Source organism: Acinetobacter sp. 1000160 (genome assembly GCF_000588715.1).
Classification (GTDB): Bacteria; Pseudomonadota; Gammaproteobacteria; order Pseudomonadales; family Moraxellaceae; genus Acinetobacter; species Acinetobacter courvalinii.
Window position 1 is genome coordinate 327224 of record NZ_JFWP02000002.1, and the last position, 18934, is coordinate 346157.

Below are 18934 nucleotides of genomic sequence, written 5' to 3' on the forward strand. Positions count from 1 at the left end.
CGATATGAACTGGAAGAAAAGATATGGGGGGATCGCCCTCATGATAGCGGCAGCCGTCACTCTCCAAGCATGTGATCAAAAAGTTGCAGAGCGCACTCCAGCTTCTCAAAAGCTGGCCCAGCCGATTACGGTAAAACATGCGCTTGGCAGCACGGTGATTGATCATCTACCGCAACGGGTCGCCGTACTTGATATGAATGAGGCTGATTTTCTGGATCAGCTCAATGTCCCGATTATGGGAATGCCCAAAGATTATATTCCACACTTTCTGGAAAAATATAAAACAGATCCACAAATTCAGGATCTGGGTGCAATTGTACAGCCCAATATGGAAAGGATATATGCATTAAAGCCAGACTTGATTTTGATGACGCCCTTACACGTTAATCAGTATCAGGAACTGTCAAAAATTGCCCCGACCATTCATTACGATATTAACTTCAACAATAGTGGGAGTCATCATATTGATCTGGTGAAAGACCATATGATGACCTTGGGGAAAATATTTAATAAAGAAGATTTGGCTCGCCAGAAAGTTTCTGAACTTGATCAACAGGTGAAGCAGGTACAAGCGGTGACAGCCAATCGCCCAGAAACAGCGCTAGTCGTTCTTCATAACAATGGGGCATTTAGTAATTTTGGTGTTCAGTCCCGCTATGGCTTTATTTTTAATGCTTTTGGGGTAAAGCCGGCCAGTAGTGCCATGGATACAAGTCTACATGGGCAACCAATTTCGAGTGAATTCATCAAAAAAGCAGACCCGGATATTCTCTATATCGTGGACCGGACTGCCGTGATGGAGCATCGCGCAAAAATTAATGCTGCCAGTGTTGAAAATCCATTATTACGTCAAACCAAAGCATGGAAAAACGGTCGTGTCATTTTTGTTGATGCGGATGCGTGGTACACCACGGCTGCAAGCCCAACCTCTCTCAAAATTGTGATGGAAGATGTGAAAAAAGGCTATCAATAAATTCTGGGGCGTATAACCGAGTCAAATCTTAAAGCATAAATTTTCACTATTTTGCTATGTTTTTTAGGCAGATAGTTAATAAAAACTGAATTACAATATTGCAGGTATTCTAATGAGCAACGTGAGTTATAACCTTAATTTAAAAACCGGGAATGATAAAATAATCAATCGCCGTTCTTTCATATTAAATGGAATTGCTTCGGCACAAATGGCACTTCGATTAGGTTATGCATTAGGTACCGTATTTGTACTATGTGCATCAAATGGCCATGCTGCCGTGATTGATCATTCAATAGAAGCCCTTGATCCGCAACCGACTGCGCAAGTCAATGCAACCGCTTTGCCGCTCATTACAGTCAAAGCTGAGCAAGACGATCATTATGCAGGAGGACAAGTGTCCACGAAAAGCTCAGTTGGCTTTTTAGGCAATAAAACCGCGATGGAAACCCCGTTTAATACCATTGCTTATACAGAAAAATATATTGCAGATCAGCAAGCGAAAGATATCACCGATGTGATTGCAAAAACGGATCCATCTATTTTTTCAACGGGCGCTTATGGTGTCATTGCAGAAAGTTATGCGATTCGTGGGTTTAGATCGAGTTCTGTAGCGGCGGGTCGCGATACGTCTATGGGTGGATTATATGGTATTGCACCGTTATATCGCGCCTCACCGGAAATGTTTGAACGTATTGATGTATTAAAAGGTCCTTCGGCAATGCTCAACGGCATGCCGCCAGGGGCAACTTTAGGGGGAACGGTTAACTTGGTGCCGAAACGCGCGGGCGATGATCCTTTAACTCGTTTTACCACCACGTATATGTCGGATTCGCAATTCGGCGGGCATCTGGATGTTGGACGCCGTTTTGGTGAAAATAAAGAATTTGGTGTGCGGTTCAATAGTGTCTATCGAGATGGCGAAGGACCAATTAAATCGCAGGAAAAAACCACGCATCTCTTTTCACTGGGTTTGGACTGGAAAGGCGAAAATGCACGACTTTCAGCCGACTTATATACCAGCCGTGACCATGCTGACGGTATTAATCGTGGTTTAACCATTTTATCCGGCGTTAAATTACCTAAAGCGCCAAACCCAGATACCTTGTTGAACCCGACCTGGACAGTCTATAACACCCGTGATAAAGGCGGGATGATTCGCGGTGAGTATGACTTAAACGATCAGTGGATGGCATATGCCACGGCGGGTATGAGTAAAACAGAATATGATACTTTGGGAGCTGCTAAAACTGAAATTCAAAATCAGGCAGGAGATATCAAGTTCAATATTGCTCATTTAGGCTTTGAGTATGAACGTAAATCTGCTGAAGTCGGTTTACGGGGTAAATTTGATACAGGAGCGGTAAAACATGCGCTGGCATTAAATGCAACACATTACCGCGAAACGGATGACGAATCGGGGATCAGACAAGGATTTCCTGGTGGAGATCGTATAACCAATATCTATAACCCAAACTGGGGCAGTAAGCCGGATCGTGTTGCGGTCGCACCTATTTTTAGCAATAAAGAAAATTTAACAAGTGTTGGCCTGGCCGATACCCTGTCGATGCTTCAAGAACAGTTGCAATTGACCTTAGGGCTACGCTACCAGAATATTGTTACTGAAAGTCTGAATGGGCAGGGCGTCCGAAATGTTAACGGCCGTTATGATAAAAATGCTGTTACGCCTGCAGCTGCAATTTTGTTCAAAGCCAATGATCATGTTTCATTGTATACCAACTATATCGAAGGATTAAGTTCAGGGGGAACGGTACCCACAGGACAGAACTACGAAAATGAAGGACAAATATTTTCTCCTTTCAAAACCAAACAGATGGAAGCCGGAATTAAAATTGACAGTGGTAAATTCACCAATAGCTTGAGTGTTTTTCAGATCAAGTCTCGAAATTCGTATGTGATTAGAAGTACGGATGGCAAGAGCAAATCGATTTATGGCGCTGATGGCGAACAACGTAATCGCGGAGTTGAATGGGGCTTTTACGGTTCACCTATGGATAGTCTGCGTGTAATGGGTGGATTTACGTATATTGATCCTAAAATCACAAAAACCGGAATTAAAAACGAGTTAGGCAATGTTGTTGCCGGTGTTCCAAAAATGCAAGCGAAACTTGGTGTTGAAGGGGATGTGCCATATATCCCGGGCTTAACTTTGACTGCCAATGCAACAGCTGCGTCCAAACAATATATTTATACGGATAACTCAACTTCAGTACCTGGACGCGAAGTGTACGGAATTGGCGCACGTTACCAAACCAAAATAGCGCAATTCCCTGTCACGATTCGTGGGAATATCGATAACCTCACCAACAAGTCATATTGGGCAATGCCTCAATTTACAAGTTTAATGCTGGGTGCGCCACGTACTTATTTATTATCTGCCTCGATTGATTTTTAATTTAATCAGAAGACATAAAAAAACTGCCAAATCAGATTTGGCAGTTTTTTTATGAATCGTTGTTATTTATTTGGGTAAACCATAGTGCTGGAAAGAAGACTGTTTAGGAATTCGATAAGCATCACGCCCCAGCAATTGATTAATAATCACCGAGTTTCGAGTGGCACCGATTCCCAGGTCAGGAGAACCGACCCCTTGCTGAAAAATCTCGGCATTTTGAATGAAAATACGGCCTTGTCCCTGATCACAACGTAAAACGGTAAAGTCTTCCTGAACAATACAGTCATTTTTATCATCAACTGCTAAAACCGAACCTTTCATATTCTGGAACCATTCTGGCCAATCATGTACATAGCCTGTAGCTGCCACAAGGGCATCGGTTTCTAAGTCGCAACGTTGATCAAGTTGGGTATGTAAACAGGTCAAACGCAGGGAGCCCGATGCAAGTAGTTCAACCGATTCAACTTCACAGCTGGTGTATAGGCTTAAACCGCACGGCTCACCACCCACGGAACGTTCATAAAGTACATCATAGATATCACCAATGGTTGAGAAGCTAATGCCTTTATAGATCAGGCCCTGACTAGCCGCAATATCGCGACGTTTATCTCTGGGCAGGCTTTGGAAATATTGCATATAAGCCGGCGTAAAGCACTCTTGGCCAAGTTTAGAATATTCCATCGGGTGAAAGCCGGCTGAACGTGTGATCCAGCGAATAGATGCACCTGCTTTTACTTGTGCTGGTGTCAGGGAATTAAATAAAGCAAGCACGCATTCTGCTGCGCTTTGCCCTGAACCAATCACTGTGACTTGTTTACATTGTTGGAGTTGTGCCTGGATTTTTGCAAATTCCGCAGAATGCTTGACCAAAGGGTGCTTGCATGTTGCCAGCCATTGGGGAATTCGCGGTTTAGTCCCAATACCAATCGCCAGATTTTGGCTGATATATTTTTGTTTTTCGCCTGAGACTGATTCACTTTCTATAATAAATTTATCCAGCTTGGCGTCATATTCCACATGATTGACGTTTTCTCCAAATCGACAATCTGGTAATTGTTTTGAAGCCCAACGGCAATAATGGTCATATTCACGGCGTGGGATTAAAAAACTGTCGTAATAATAAAACTGATGTAAGCGATCATGTTGATGTAAATAATTAATATAGCCTAAGGGATGGCACGGATTGGCCATGGTGACTAAATCGGCAAAGAAAGGGACTTGTAATGTCGTGCCTTGCAATAACAGTCCCTCATGCCATCGAAATTCTGGTTTGCGTTCTAAAAATACGCTTTTGATTTCGGGATGATGAGACAAAAGCGCAGCTAAACCTAAGTTGAATGGCCCAATACCAATTCCGGTAATATCTATTTTTTTCATGTTTATACTTTATCTGATTCCAAAATGATGAATGTTTAAAATACGAATTAATGGGGTGTAAGGAGTTTCTCTACATCCGCAATATTGCGACATTGGATAAGTTGAAGAGGTGAAAGCTGAATCGCGTATGTTTCATGAATACGTTTTGAAACCACCTTTAAATGGTGTGGACGTAGCCCGAGATGCGTAAAATGCGTTGATTTGTCCACGTGCTGATTGGGCGCTTGGCCGATCACGTCTAAATAAATATCGAGTAGCTGATTATGCGGTTTAGCATTATTTTCCGAGTGTACAGGTGTAGCAACGGACTCATTATGGTTGAAATAGGGCCTGTTATTTTGAAGCTCACTGAAGAAATTGCTGAGATCAAAACTGAAGATTTCTGAGCCAATAATTTGCTTGATTGCCAATTGCAGCGCCTCCAGGAAATCGTCAATCATGTGAGGTGGAAATGCTTCTTGGGCATAATCAATATCGAAAATCAAAGCGCCATCATTTCTGGTGCTAAAGCGAATATCAATGGCAACTTGAGGGGTTTGGGTCAGTCCATCGTGTTGCTGAACAGGATGAGATTCAGGTAATACCGGCCAGGACAAGCCATTTGTAATGACAATAGGCAAGACCGGAGCGACGCCCACTTTTTCAAATAATAGCCGGGCCAGATCAACGCCTGAAAATGAAAGATGCTGTAAACCCTCTAAAACGTCTGTTTGCAAACGGTTGGCTTGTTCAGCAAATTGATCTGCAGTTTGCCACTCAACCGCAATAAATGTAGAGCTATTGGAAAATGGTCCGGCATAGAGGGGCAGTGTAGGAACGGCCACACACAAAGATTTTTCAGTGCTCCAGTGAGACAACACCTCCAGAATAATCGCCATGAGGATTGAGTTTTTAAACAGTGAATGTTTTGCGCCAATTTTAGACAACTGTTTAAACTGATCTTTTTCTATAATTAGAGTGTTACGTTGATAACGCGAAGTCGTTAAATGCTGTAAAGGCATTTTCCACGGAAGCGCAGGAATAGCCGATAATCTAGAAAATTTTCTTTCCCAGTAAGCCCGATCTGCCTGATGAACAGACAAGCTATTTTCAGCTTCATTGTCTTCTATTTGTGTCTGGATATCATGTTGTTGTCCATCAAATAGCTCTAACATCAGTGCAGCGATAGATCGGCCATCTAAAATTAATGCATCAAAGCGCACAAAAATCGTTAATAGATTATTTTTTAATAAAAATACGGTGATATTCCAAGGCGACTGATTTAAATCAAATAGCTCATGGGTATAACTATTTTTATAGGACTGGATGTGGTGAGAAGCAGGTTCAGCTTCCCATGTGCTTAGGTCTATTTCTTTTAAATTGACACTTACTTGATCGCTTACATATTGTATTAAGCTATTTTTATCAATATAGCTTCGTAAGCTGTCATGCCGCCGTACCATTTCTGTCAATCGTTGTTTTAATAAAACAAGATCCATTTCGCCGTGATACTGCCTAAACTCTTGCATGGCAACACCACCTAAAGGAAGGGCTTGAGTTCGACCCAATAGGTAGGCTTGTTGTAATGCATTTAATGGTTTTTGGGACGTACGATCTGACGAGGTATTTTGTGCTGGGCTTATAATTTGTGTATTAAGTTGTTCAGGGTGCGCTGCAAGATTTTTAAGTAAATGAATGAAAGATTCAAATAAATTCGTGATCCATTCTTTGGGAAGCGCATCTAAACGGATGTCCCAGTTAACTAAAATACCGTCATCTACATGAGCAACTTGTGCATCAAGTGCAACTTGTGGCCCTTGTGAAATGACCCAATTCATTGAGCCAAAAACATGGCGGACACGTTCGGAAAGTAAATTATCATTTTCTAAATCAAGTGCCGCTGTAAATACCACGGGAGCAATCTGTGCACTACCATGATAACGCGACAGGTCACGTAGAACATTCACACCCGGATAATGTGAATGCTCTAATAACTCAAGCATTTGATTTGCTATTTGTTTGCAGAATGCGGCTAAGGTAGTTGTCCCTTTCATATCGACATCAAGGATGACTAAATTAGCAAAATCACCAATAGTGCCTTCGACATTTTTTAAAACCGGCTCACGCCAAAAAGTAGGAATATTTAATCGGAAGCTGTGATCTTGGGTTGCATGACCAAGCGTATAGGCAAATAAACCTAATATCAGGTTAGTCACAGTAATGTGTTGTTCTCTAGCAAGTTGTTGTAAGGCTTTTCGTTCTTCCGGCGATAACCACGTACTTAAACGAACACTTTTTGCTGTTTTAAATTCTTGATCAATGAAAGGGAGTGAGGGTGCAGGGGGAATATGAGGCAGACGTTGTTTCCACCATAAGCGGTCTCGTTGCTTTAATTTTTTGAGTTCAGGGTCAGTCCGTATTTTTTGATACCAGTCAAAAAAGTGAGGCGGACGGGAAAATGATATTTCCGCGTCTTCATAAAACAAAGAAAGATCTTCCATTAAATTCAGGAAGCTGGACGGATCAATCGCAATCATGTCCGTATCGACATGAAAACGGAAAGCATTTTGTTTAAGAACACTGACAGAAAATCTTGCAGTTTGCCCCTGACTTAAATCAAGTTTTTGATGGGTCCATTGCTCACGTTTTTGCACGAGCATGTGTTCGATTTGATGATCACTAAGCTTTGAAAAATCATCGACTTCCAGTATCTGTTGCGGTATCTCAGGCATGATGTTCGGGATGCCGTCGGCATTCAAACTTAATCTCAAGATCGAGTGTGCTCGATAAAGTCGTTGAAGTGCTGAATGTAATTTTTGTAAATCAATAAACTGACCGTCAAATTCTGCATAGAGGTGAGCAGCGACCCCATCTAAGGTTGCGTTGCCAGAGCGACCAAACCAGCAAGCCGCCTGCATCGAAGTTAATTCACACATTGAACGATAACTCGGTTGACAAATTAATCTTGTTTCAGCATCATACAAACAAATGAAAATGATTACCAGTTGCATTTGTTAATCATTTTCAACTTTACTGTGAATAGATAGCTTGTCCGTCTTAAGAAATTTCTTTGGTCGGTATTTAAATTAAATATTTATACCGATATTTAAGAAAACTTACGAATAATCAATAGCTTGATAACCATTAAATTAAATCGAATATTTAGAATGCCATGAAAAATCAGTTGATTGAGTTTGTTCGCTGGCCCAAAGAGCGTGCGCAACATTATCGAAATAAAGGGTATTGGATTGACCAGCCTTTGACGCGTATTTTAACGGCAGGGGTTCAATCGCATCCGCATTCGCCAGCCATTATTTGTGGTGAGCGACAGTTGAGTTATATCGAGCTGGATCGGTTATCAACAAATTTAGCGTCCCGACTCGCTGAAAAAGGCTTGGGCAAGGGGGATACTGCTTTAGTACAACTTCCCAATATTGCAGAGTTTTATATTGTGTTTTTTGCCTTGCTTAAGGCGGGTGTGGTTGCGCTCAATGCGCTATATAGCCATCGTCAATATGAACTCAATGCCTTTATTCAACAGATTCAACCTAAGCTTTTAATCGCTTCGCGTCAGCATGACGTATTTAGCAATAATCAATTCATTGATTCGCTTGATGAAGTAAATTTAAGCCCTGACATTATTTTGATGCTCAATCATCAAGTAACTGATTGCGGACTATTAGACTGGATTGAAACCCCCGCAGAAACCTGTATCGATTTTTCATCTACCCCTGCCGATGAAGTTGCTTTCTTTCAGTTGTCAGGCGGAAGTACGGGAACACCAAAACTTATTCCACGCACCCATAATGACTATGACTATAGTGTGCGGGCCAGTGCCGAGATTTGCGGTTTAAGCCCGAATACCCGCTTATTGTGTGCGCTGCCAGCTCCGCATAACTTTATGTTGAGTTCACCGGGTGCATTAGGGGTTTTACATGCTGGTGGATGTGTTGTGATGGCCCCCAATCCTGAACCGCTCAATTGCTTTTCTCTTATTCAGAGACATCAAGTCAATATGGCCGCTTTAGTGCCAAGTGCCGTCATTATGTGGCTGGAAAAAGCAGCACACTATCAAGATCAAATTCAGTCTTTAAGGTTGCTTCAGGTGGGGGGAGCCAGCTTCCCTGAATCTTTAGCCCGTCAAGTACCTGAAGTACTCAAGTGTAAATTACAACAAGTCTTTGGAATGGCAGAAGGCTTGGTCAATTACACCAGACTCGATGACGCCGATGAGCAAATCTTTAGCACACAAGGGCGTCCTATCAGTCCGGATGATGAAATCAAAATTGTTGATGAGCAGTATAGGGAAGTTCCGGAAGGTGAAATCGGGATGCTTGCGACTCGCGGTCCTTATACCTTTTGTGGTTATTACCGCAGCCCTGAACATAATTCACAGGTCTTTGATCAGGACAACTATTACTATTCGGGCGATCTGGTGCAGCGTACTGCGGATGGCAATTTACGGGTCGTCGGCAGAATTAAAGACCAGATTAACCGCGGTGGTGAAAAGATTGCCTCGGAAGAAATAGAAAAACTTATTCTTTTACATCCGGACGTTATTCACGTTGCTCTGGTTGCAATTATGGACGAGAAATTCGGTGAAAAGAGTTGTGCCTTTATTGTTGCCCGTCATCCTGAACTTAAAGCTGTGGCGCTGAGACGCCATCTCATGGAGTTGGGCATTGCACAATATAAGCTGCCAGACCAGATCAAATTAATTGCAAGCTTGCCCCTGACCGCTGTCGGTAAGGTGGATAAAAAACAGCTTCGCAGTCTTCTAAATACCGCTATAACATCTTGAATGAATATTGAGCAGAATATGGCTATTGCAAAAATTTCTACTTACCTGATGCCCGAACCACAAAGTTATCCAATTAACAAAACAGACTGGCAGTTAGAGCCTAAGCGGGCAGTTTTATTAATTCATGATATGCAACGTTACTTTTTAAATTTTTACGATGCTGAAAGTGAATTAATTAAAACGGTTGTTAATCATTTGGTTCGACTCAGAAGTTGGGCGCATCAGAATAATGTTCCTGTGGTCTATACGGCACAGCCTTATGAACAGCCCGCATCAGATCGTGCATTATTGAATGCGATGTGGGGACCGGGTTTACCCGCTTCAACCATCGATCAGCAAAGCATTATTGATCAACTTTCTCCTGCTGAACATGACATTGTCCTCACGAAATGGCGTTATAGCGCATTTAAACGTTCGGACTTGCTTGAAAGAATGCAAAACTGGAATCGTGACCAGCTCATTATTGGCGGTGTCTATGCCCATATCGGTTGTATGGTGACGGCAGTTGAAGCCTTTATGAATGATATACAAGCTTTTCTTGTTGGGGATGCAGTCGCCGATTTTTCTGAAGAAGAACATCGTTTAGCGTTGCAATATGTCTCTTCACGCTGTGGGCAGGTCGTGGACACTGAATCTGTCGTGGGGCAAGCGACAAGTGCTATTACCCGGCCTTGGTTAGAGCAAAAAGTCCAGCAGCTCATAGAAGAGGAAGAATTAGATCCAGAGGAAAATCTGATTATGTATGGATTGGACTCCTTACGGATTATGCAGTTTTCTTCGGAACTGAAAGCGCAGGGAATCAATATTAGTTTTGAAGAATTAGGACGCACACCGACTTTATCAAATTGGTGGTCGTTGGTTGATGCACGGCAAAGGATTGCGGGGTAAAGGGTTGCCACCATAAGGCATACGACAATTCCTGGTCGCTAAATTTATACATAAAATTGATATCTTTGATAGCGACTCCTTAGACGACGTGTTCGTCATATGAACGGAGCAAGAAATGAATTTATCGCCTGCTGATCATGAGAAAATAGAGAAATTCTGGAATTACTGCTTAAAACATCAATACTTCAATATTGGATATCCTGAATCTGCAGATTTTGATTATTCGGCTTTATTCTGTTTTTTCAAATTCTCTATTAATAATTGTGGTGATTGGAAAGACGTTAGCAATTATGCATTGAATTCTTTTGATTTTGAAAAAGATGTGATGGCCTATTTTGCTGAAATTTTTCAAATTGCTTTTGAGGAAAGTTGGGGATACGTGACCAATGGGGGTACAGAAGGTAATATGTTTGGCTGTTATCTGGCACGTGAATTATTCCCGAACTCGACACTTTATTACTCAAAAGATACGCATTATTCGGTTGGAAAAATTGCCAAATTATTGCAGATGAAATCTTGTGTGGTTGAATCATTGGCGAATGGTGAAATCGACTATGATGATTTAATTGATAAAATAAAAACCAATAAAGAAACGCATCCCATTATTTTTGCAAATATTGGTACCACCATGACCGGCGCAATTGATGACATTACAATGATTCAACAGCGCCTGGAGCAAATCGGGATATTGCGTCGAGATTATTATATTCATGCCGACGCTGCCTTAAGTGGCATGATTTTACCTTTCGTCGATCAACCTCAGGCATTTTCTTTTGCGGATGGGATCGACTCGATCTGTGTGTCTGGCCATAAAATGATTGGTTCACCGATTCCGTGTGGCATTGTTGTGGCCAAACGTCAAAATGTAGAGCGTATATCGGTAGATGTGGACTATATCTCTACACGTGATCAAACCATTAGTGGTTCTCGCAATGGGCATACGGTTCTGTTGATGTGGGCGGCTCTTCGTAGCCAAACCAATTTACAAAGACGACAGAGAATCCAACATTGTCTCAAAATGGCCCAGTATGCGGTTGATCGCTTTCATGCCGTGGGAATTCCTGCATGGCGCAATCCGAATTCAATCACGGTGGTATTTCCGTGTCCTTCTGAGCATGTCTGGAAAAAGCATTATCTGGCCACTTCAGGAAATATGGCGCATCTAATTACCACGGCACATCATCGAGATACACGTCAGATTGATCATTTAATTGACGACGTTATTTTTGATCTGCAAGGTACCTCTAAACGTACAGTCGGTTTTTAGTCTTATATACCAAAATATTTTGGACAAATCCATATTCATTTTTACAGTCTAAAAAAGAATTAAAAATATTTTAACCGGATTATTGGGAATTGATGATGCAATTAAATTTTCTAAAAAAATACTGTTTGTCAGTTTTTCTTGTTCATGCTGCTGCAATACCAGCAAGGGCACCTGTTGCAGGTCAATTGCAGCGTAACTTTATCTTAAGTACCGCTTTTTCTATGAATATAAAGAGAGTTAAGCATGTCTGATTTAAAGTTATCTGAGCTCATGATTGACTCTTCCTTGACACCTGCACTCAAGCCAGCATTTCCCAAATTATTGGCCGGAACGCTTGCTGCGGTATGTTCAGGTCTAGCCATGTTAACGGCGCTGTGGGGGATGATTCAGTTGGTCGGTTATTTGTCGGCGTACTGGGTGATCTTTTCAACGGTTTTCTGGATGATCGGGGCAGTGCTGGCTGCATTGGCTTCATGGTTAGTGCATGATGCAGAGGCGGGTTTTTCGGCACGATTACGTCGTCAAATTGCTCATCATTTGATTCGGTTACCGACGACCACCTTATCAAGGCAGGGTGACCAAAGCCTAAAACGACTGGTTTCAGATGATATCGCAGCCTTACATCATATGGTGGCGCATTTACCGTCGGAAATTGCGATTTTTGCTGTGATCCCTTTAGTTTCTATTGTGTTATTAATGGTCTTGGTGGGCCCGATGGCGCTGTGGGTGTTATTACCGGGTGCAATTGCTTCACTCTATTATTTAATTGTTGTTCCCCATGTATCTAAACGGGATGGCGCTGCCCGTATGCAGGTCATGATGGATATTATTGGTACAGCTGATGATTATGCGCGTGGCATTCGTGATAACCGAATATATGGGCAGCAATCAGGTGCCTTAACGGCCTATACTCAAGCAGCACAAAATTTCACTCAAAATATGGTGTCCTGGGTGAGCAAAGTCGCCACATTAGCTGCTGTTGCCACGGCATTGCTACAAGCGGTTGCAACCTTTGCCATCGCCTATCTGATTGCCTATCAATACGACAGCATGACCTTGGCTGCAACCCTTTTCTTTAGTCTGGCCATCGTAACACCTTCATTACGATTAGGGCATGGTCTTGACTATGTGGCGGCTGGGCGAGCTGCAGCGACGCGTTTATCTGCATTCTTAGAAGAACCAGTACTCTCATCTGGCAATCTACAACAGATTGAGCAAGATGTAACACTCGAAATCATTCATGCAAGCTTTGCAATTGAAAATCAAAAAGTATTGGACCGCTTAAGTTATTCATTTCCAAAAAACTCAATAACTGCCATTACAGGACCGAGTGGCGTTGGGAAAACGACCTTATTGCGCGCACTTGCTGGATTAGCCGAATTGCAACAAGGTGTCGTTCAGTTAGCAAAAACAGATATTTTGCAATTACATGAAAAGCTGAGACATGAAAAGGTGCTATTTATTCCACAAGGCGGAGATGTATTACCGACCACAGTAAGAGAAAACTTGTCCTTATCAGCCGTGAATGCAGATGATGAGCAACTTGAACAGGCGTTACTTAAGGCCCAACTGAAAGTAGATTTAGATGCAGATGCAACTTTACTTTCAGGTGGTGAAAAACAGCGTATAGGAATAGCACGGGCATTTTTATCCTCAGCGCCTATTGTTTTATTAGATGAGCCCACCAGCGCACTCGATCAGACCAATGCAACAAAAATAATATTGGAATTAAGCCTCTTGGCTAAAAACCAGCATAAAACCATCGTCATGGTCACTCATGATCTCGCCTTAGCTGCTCATGCCGACAACAGCTTAGTGCTTAACGGTCCAACTGACTCAGGGAAATCTGTATGAATACTGCTGCTGAATTAAATAAAGATCCGATTTTCTCGATGCTTCCTCGTACAGCCAAACAAAAATTAATGATTGTTGGGTTGGGATGGATCGTTGTGGCAGCAATTGAAGCAATCGCATACACCGTCTTGGCCTTTGCAATTGTTAATCAATGGTCGCCAAGCTGGGTGGTGATCAGTGCCATTGCCGCAATATTCGTGACAGTGGTGGTCACTCGTGCTGGCTTTCTCACGGGCGTGCGCTTAGCAGGGGATCTATTTGCTGAGTTAGGCAAAGCTTTAGCGCGTGCCAAGCTGTCTTGGTTTAGCAATGAACAGCGTGCCCAGATCAAAACAATTGCCGGACAGGGAATTCCCGGGTTTATGAGTATTCCGGCTCATCAATTGCAAACTTTTTTACATGCGCCCTTTATGCCTTTGTTTCTGACCATAGGCATGGGCATGCTTGCCGGAGTCGGGGTAACATTCGTCGCTTTAGGCTTAGTTTTATTCTCTTTATGTGCTCAATTTCTGGCACAACGTGCACTCATGCATAGTGATCAAAAGCGTCATACTGCCGATCTAATGGCTGCACAAGCAACGCTGGAACTGGTGGACCATATTGAGCTATTACGCAGCGCAGCCGGTCCTGAAGGTGCGGTCCAAAGGCTGGAACATCGTTGGCAAGAACAAGAAACGACTTTAATCGGTATTAATCGTGCTGCTGCATTTGCAAGTTTTGTGGCAACCATAGCCAGTGTTTTACCGATTGCCGGGATGGCAACCTATCTACTGATGACCGGTGTCAATCAAGCTGCTTTAGTGTTGGCCTTACTCGTCTTAATTGGACGTGCAGCAGCGCCCTTAGCTGAACTTGCTACCGCAGGGTTAAATATCAATGATTTGTTTGCTGCACTACGAAACTTTAATCAGATCACACATCCACCGGAGTTGCCTGAGCCATTACATCCTCAAATTCCTACGGGTCATCATATTGCGGTACAAAACATGAGTTATGCACCCGTTCTTGAAAATATATCATTCGATATTGCATTGGGGAGCAGAGTATGGGTGACCGGACCAAGCGGTAGTGGTAAGAGTACTTTACTTGAATTGCTGACCCGCTTTGATGATCCTCAAAGAGGAAAAATTACCTTGGGTGGTATAGCTCTTGATCAAATGAAATATCAAGATCTGGTTGCAAATATCGCTTATGTCACACAAGAACCGATTTTGTTCACGGGAACACTGGCTGAAAATATCCGTTTAGGAAAACCTGATGCAACGGATGATGAAGTCGAAATGGCTGCAAGGACTGCGGTATTAGGCGCAATTCTTGACCGTAGTCCAGAGGGCATTCATCAATCTGTGGGGAAGCAAGGCGCCGTATTGTCGGGAGGCGAACGACAGCGAGTCGCAATTGCGCGAGCATTACTCAAAAATGCGCCAATCTTAATACTTGATGAAGCGACTTCTGCCTTGGATGAAGGAACTGAACAGCAAATCGTTACAGCGATACGTACTCTTTCTTCTACGGTTATTTTTGTGACCCATCGTGATTCAGCCATTTGGCAGCCAACTCAAATATTAACTTTAGCCTAAGCTATTTCATTTATGCAGCGCCCCTGAGCATTTTGTCATGCTTAGGGGCGCTAGGATCATTAAAAATGAATAAACATCAATATCATATGTTTTGCTTGCCGCCAGCAGGGAGTAGCGCGAGTATTTATCATCCATGGAAAAAGCAGATTTCTGACCATATTGCTATTATTCCTATTGAATATTCGGGTCATGGTATAAAAATAAATGAACCATTGATTGATGATCCTGACCTATTGGCGATGCAAATTGTCAATGAAATACAAGCTTACTCCGACACGCCGTTTATTTTATTTGGACATAGTGTGGGAGGGGGCTTGATTTGGAAGGTACTCAATCATTTGAGTGAAAAAGGTATGCTTGATCAGTTGAAATTAATCGTTATAAGTAGCCGACCTGAACATCACCATATTCAGCATATGCGCTACAAACATGAGTTAACTGATGAAAAAATTATTGATGAATTAAAGCGATACAATAATTTCCCTGACGAAATTTTAAATCATCCAGATGCACTCAAGTTTTTTCTCAACATTATCCGTAATGATTTTCATCTGAGTGACCGATTACTCGGCGAGAGCATTCATAAGACTGAGGTTCCGGTTGTTGCATTCTATGGTAAACAGGACCCGGATATCCCTGACAAGACAATGATGGATGCATGGCAACAACACACTGAAAACTGGTTGGGTAGTATCGAGTTTGAAGGGGATCATTTCTACTTTCTCAATGCCGAGATCCGAGTCAAAATGCTTGAAAAAATAACCACGATCATTGAAACATTGCACATACATATTGAATAAATACAGGCGATGAAGAGCGATAATCCGTTAAATAGCGCATTCAATGCTTGTCTGGATGACCTAAATATTCACTATGAAAAGTTAATAGTTTTCGGGCTCGATATCCACAAAGTTCAGCTTCGTCACCTTAAAGACAGAGCTAAACTTGATCATTTATATCGGGAGCTGAATATATTTCTTCCAGCGAAGATTGAACGTTCACGCTTCATTCGTCAATTCGAATTCTTGGCAGGGCGTTTAGCTGCCAAATATGCATTACAAAGCCTCAACTTACAGGATTTTATTGTCCATCAAGGCCAACAAGGGGAACCACTCTGGCCAAAAGGAGTCATTGGAGGGATTAGCCATGTGCGATCGGAAAAAAAATGTCATGCCATCGCCTATGCTAAAAATCATACCTTTAAAGAAAAAATATTTGGAATCGATATAGAGTCCCAAAAACACGATGCTTTTTTTAATCAAAAAGATGAATTTTATGATGTTTTTTTAAATGGAACTGAACAGCAAGAAATGAAAAGACTGCGGAAAAGTCAGGCATATCTGGATGTGACAATATTCTCTGCGAAAGAAAGTATCCTGAAAGCATTCTATCTAAAATACAAACAAATTGTTGATTTTAAAAGTATAAAATTTAAAGCGCTAGCGGGTGATTTTCTTTATTTTGATGTCATGCAACAGCCTCTAAAGCAGAGAAACCTGGAGGTTAAGGTTCATTTTTTCCATACCGATGGCGAGATCATTACAATTTCGAGCCTTGAAAATTAAATTTGTTATTGATAATAATAATCATTTGCATTAATGTGTGTATCAGTATTTTTATACGCCTATATTTAAAAACAAGTACCACAACATTTACTTGAAAAAAATCAATGTGAGAGGTGATATACAGATGATGCAGACTCAAGTATCAGAAGCGCAAAATTTAGATCATGACGGCCAAAACAAATTTTCATGTTTTTCAACCAAGAACTATCATCTTGAGGTGAATGAATTCGTTAAAACGATCAATACACCTGCAGCAGATACCGCACTATTTAATGAAGAGATTGCGCAATGTTTTGCAGAAATTAAAGCACAAGGACATCAAAATCCGGTTTTAATTGGTGCTCTACCTTTTGATATTACAAAGAAAAGTAGCTTAAATTTTTATGCTGATTATAAAAAAATAACGCAGCCATCTTTGACGAATCATGCATTAAAAAATATGAATAATATTGAAGTCATTCATAAATCATTACTGATTCAACGTCAAAAATTTGAAGGGGCAGTACAGTTAGCCCTAGATGCTTTTGAGAAAAAACAGGTAGAAAAAGTTGTACTTTCCCAGGCGGTTGAATACGAATTTAATCATCGGCAACAACCACAAAACCTATTGGCTGCATTATTAAAACAAAATCCAAATGCCTATAATTTTATGATTCCGGTCGAACATCATAATTATATTCTAGGCGCAAGTCCTGAACTGCTTTTATCAAAACAGGGGCGTCTTGTAATGAGTAATCCATTGGCAGGTTCTCGACCTAAATCCCGGATTTCTGAAAAAAATCGAGTCAGCCAACAAGAGCTCCATCACTCGGAAAAAGATCAGAACGAGCATCGGATTGTAGTCGAAAATATTATAAAAAATCTGGCCACACATTGTGTCGAGCTTAAAGTCTCTGAATTTCCGGATATTTTAGAAACATCAACAATGCTGCATTTATCCTCAGAATTTCAGGGCGTACTCAAACAGCGGGCACCGGATGCATTGAATCTGGCATTAGAATTACATCCAACGCCAGCAGTCTGCGGCGCACCGACTGATGTTGCCAAGCAATTTATTTTAGATCATGAAGGTTATGACCGACAGTATTATACGGGGTTAGTCGGTTGGATGGATGCGGAAGGCAATGGGGAATGGGTAGTGACCATTCGATGTGGCTTACTCAGTGAAAACAAGATGCGCTTGTATGCGGGTGCGGGCATTGTAGCGGGATCAGATGCTGAATCTGAATGGCTGGAAACGGAAGCCAAAATGCAGACCATGTTGAATATTTTTAATTCAAGCAGCGCTGTTTGATGAAGAGTTTTGCTCAGGCCTTGCCAGACAGCGTGCATCTCTGGGCTGATCATTCCAAGCTGGATATAGAATTTATAATGAGAATTGAATTGTGAATACGACTAATAAAAAAATTGCATGGGTTGTTGGCGTCAACCAGGGGATTGGACTGGAGGTCATGCAGCGTCTATGTGCTGAAAATATACAGGTGGTCGGTATAGATAAAGCAAACGATCAAGTTCCTGAGCCGTTTAAGGAGATGTTCCAGATTTGTGACATACGCGATGAACAGCAAATTTCTAATCTCTGTCGTAGATTGTTAATCAACAGTCCTCCTGATTATTTTATCCATGTTGCGGGAGTCTTACATTTGGGGCAGCATGATGAAATGTCATTTGCTCAATGGAGAGAAACATTTGAGGTCAATCTATTTTCTCCCTTTCATTTTTTTCAGCTTTTAAGTCCATATTTTAAAAAGAAAATGAGTGGAAATATTGTGATGATTTCTTCTAATGCCACCAAAGTACCCCGCATGGGTATGTCTGCATATGGTGCCTCTAAATCTGCGCTCACCTATTTTAGTAAAACAGTGGCGCTGGAACTGGCTCAATATGGTATACGCGTCAATATTGTCTCGCCAGGTTCGACAGCGACGGCAATGCAATATCAGTTATGGACCAATCCAGATGGTGAACAAAATACAATTACAGGGAATCTCGAGCAGTTTAAGGTAGGAATACCGCTAAAGAAAATTGCGAAAGTAGACGATATCGCCAATGCGGTTATGTTTTTCATCAGTGACCAATCTTCCCATATTACGATGCATGATTTAGTGATTGATGGTGGTGCAAGCTTGGGGAGTTGAATACTTGGCGAGTTAAGCCCACTGAGTGCTTATTGATGAATATCACACCCTCAAAAGTTGAGCTTATATGAGTAAAGATTAGTTACAAATACATCGCTG

The 18934-nt window shown here is 41.8% G+C and carries 13 protein-coding genes; 11 read left to right on the forward strand and 2 right to left on the reverse strand.

The features are described from left to right. Positions 1-4: 4 nt before the first annotated feature. Positions 5-973 carry a siderophore ABC transporter substrate-binding protein gene (locus J699_RS13385; RefSeq protein ID WP_032866746.1) on the forward strand — a complete coding sequence of 323 codons (969 nt, stop codon included), beginning with the start codon at positions 5-7 and terminating at the stop codon, positions 971-973. 85 nt (positions 974-1058) lie between these two features. Next, a complete protein-coding gene (locus J699_RS13380; protein ID WP_032866749.1) occupies positions 1059-3386 on the forward strand; it encodes a TonB-dependent receptor in 2328 nt (775 codons plus the stop codon). A gap of 66 nt (positions 3387-3452) precedes the next feature. Here the strand turns inward: J699_RS13380 and basC are convergent, their stop codons facing one another. Next, positions 3453-4763 (reverse strand): putative histamine N-monooxygenase, encoded by a 1311-nt coding sequence (basC, locus tag J699_RS13375; protein WP_032866752.1) that lies wholly within the window; start codon positions 4761-4763, stop codon positions 3453-3455. 47 nt (positions 4764-4810) lie between these two features. Further along, positions 4811-7753: a condensation domain-containing protein gene (locus tag J699_RS13370; RefSeq protein WP_032866754.1), complete on the reverse strand. Its 2943-nt coding sequence runs from the start codon at positions 7751-7753 to the stop codon at positions 4811-4813. 161 nt (positions 7754-7914) lie between these two features. On the opposite strand from J699_RS13370, the gene basE reads away from it, so the two are divergent. From basE to dhbA, 9 genes are all read left to right on the forward strand, one after another. Further along, positions 7915-9543 carry a (2,3-dihydroxybenzoyl)adenylate synthase BasE gene (gene basE / locus J699_RS13365; protein ID WP_032882757.1) on the forward strand — a complete coding sequence of 543 codons (1629 nt, stop codon included), beginning with the start codon at positions 7915-7917 and terminating at the stop codon, positions 9541-9543. An 18-nt stretch (positions 9544-9561) separates the two neighbouring features. Continuing rightward, positions 9562-10431, forward strand: coding sequence for an isochorismatase family protein (locus J699_RS13360; RefSeq protein ID WP_032868208.1), 870 nt, complete (start codon positions 9562-9564; stop codon positions 10429-10431). A 115-nt stretch (positions 10432-10546) separates the two neighbouring features. Then, positions 10547-11698 (forward strand): histidine decarboxylase, encoded by a 1152-nt coding sequence (locus tag J699_RS13355; protein ID WP_032866759.1) that lies wholly within the window; start codon positions 10547-10549, stop codon positions 11696-11698. A 243-nt stretch (positions 11699-11941) separates the two neighbouring features. Continuing rightward, the gene (locus J699_RS13350; RefSeq protein ID WP_032866762.1) at positions 11942-13552 is read left to right on the forward strand and encodes an ATP-binding cassette domain-containing protein; all 1611 of its coding nucleotides are present in this window, start codon (positions 11942-11944) and stop codon (positions 13550-13552) included. Next, a complete protein-coding gene (locus tag J699_RS13345; protein WP_032866765.1) occupies positions 13549-15132 on the forward strand; it encodes an ABC transporter ATP-binding protein in 1584 nt (527 codons plus the stop codon). Before J699_RS13350 ends, J699_RS13345 begins: the two co-directional genes overlap by 4 nt. A 65-nt stretch (positions 15133-15197) precedes the next feature. Beyond that, positions 15198-15932, forward strand: coding sequence for a thioesterase II family protein (locus J699_RS13340; RefSeq protein ID WP_032866768.1), 735 nt, complete (start codon positions 15198-15200; stop codon positions 15930-15932). A gap of 9 nt (positions 15933-15941) precedes the next feature. Beyond that, on the forward strand, positions 15942-16697 hold the full coding sequence (locus tag J699_RS13335) for a 4'-phosphopantetheinyl transferase family protein (protein ID WP_032866770.1): 756 nt from the start codon (positions 15942-15944) through the stop codon (positions 16695-16697). Positions 16698-16821: 124 nt separating this feature from the next. Further along, positions 16822-17991 (forward strand): isochorismate synthase, encoded by a 1170-nt coding sequence (locus J699_RS13330; protein WP_032866773.1) that lies wholly within the window; start codon positions 16822-16824, stop codon positions 17989-17991. 91 nt (positions 17992-18082) lie between these two features. Then, positions 18083-18835 (forward strand): 2,3-dihydro-2,3-dihydroxybenzoate dehydrogenase, encoded by a 753-nt coding sequence (gene dhbA, locus J699_RS13325; protein ID WP_050441670.1) that lies wholly within the window; start codon positions 18083-18085, stop codon positions 18833-18835. Positions 18836-18934: the final 99 nt, after the last annotated feature.

What these genes read in the sequence shown, in the direction of transcription:
- J699_RS13385 (WP_032866746.1), top strand. Translation starts at nt 5, where the DNA reads ATGAACTGGAAGAAAAGATATGGGGGGATCGCCCTCATGATAGCGGCA.
- J699_RS13360 (WP_032868208.1), top strand. Translation starts at nt 9,562, where the DNA reads ATGGCTATTGCAAAAATTTCTACTTACCTGATGCCCGAACCACAAAGT.
- J699_RS13340 (WP_032866768.1), top strand. Translation starts at nt 15,198, where the DNA reads ATGAATAAACATCAATATCATATGTTTTGCTTGCCGCCAGCAGGGAGT.
- J699_RS13330 (WP_032866773.1), top strand. Translation starts at nt 16,822, where the DNA reads ATGATGCAGACTCAAGTATCAGAAGCGCAAAATTTAGATCATGACGGC.
- basE (WP_032882757.1), top strand. Translation starts at nt 7,915, where the DNA reads ATGAAAAATCAGTTGATTGAGTTTGTTCGCTGGCCCAAAGAGCGTGCG.
- J699_RS13345 (WP_032866765.1), top strand. Translation starts at nt 13,549, where the DNA reads ATGAATACTGCTGCTGAATTAAATAAAGATCCGATTTTCTCGATGCTT.
- J699_RS13370 (WP_032866754.1), bottom strand. Translation starts at nt 7,753, where the DNA reads ATGCAACTGGTAATCATTTTCATTTGTTTGTATGATGCTGAAACAAGA.
- J699_RS13335 (WP_032866770.1), top strand. Translation starts at nt 15,942, where the DNA reads ATGAAGAGCGATAATCCGTTAAATAGCGCATTCAATGCTTGTCTGGAT.
- basC (WP_032866752.1), bottom strand. Translation starts at nt 4,763, where the DNA reads ATGAAAAAAATAGATATTACCGGAATTGGTATTGGGCCATTCAACTTA.
- J699_RS13355 (WP_032866759.1), top strand. Translation starts at nt 10,547, where the DNA reads ATGAATTTATCGCCTGCTGATCATGAGAAAATAGAGAAATTCTGGAAT.
- J699_RS13350 (WP_032866762.1), top strand. Translation starts at nt 11,942, where the DNA reads ATGTCTGATTTAAAGTTATCTGAGCTCATGATTGACTCTTCCTTGACA.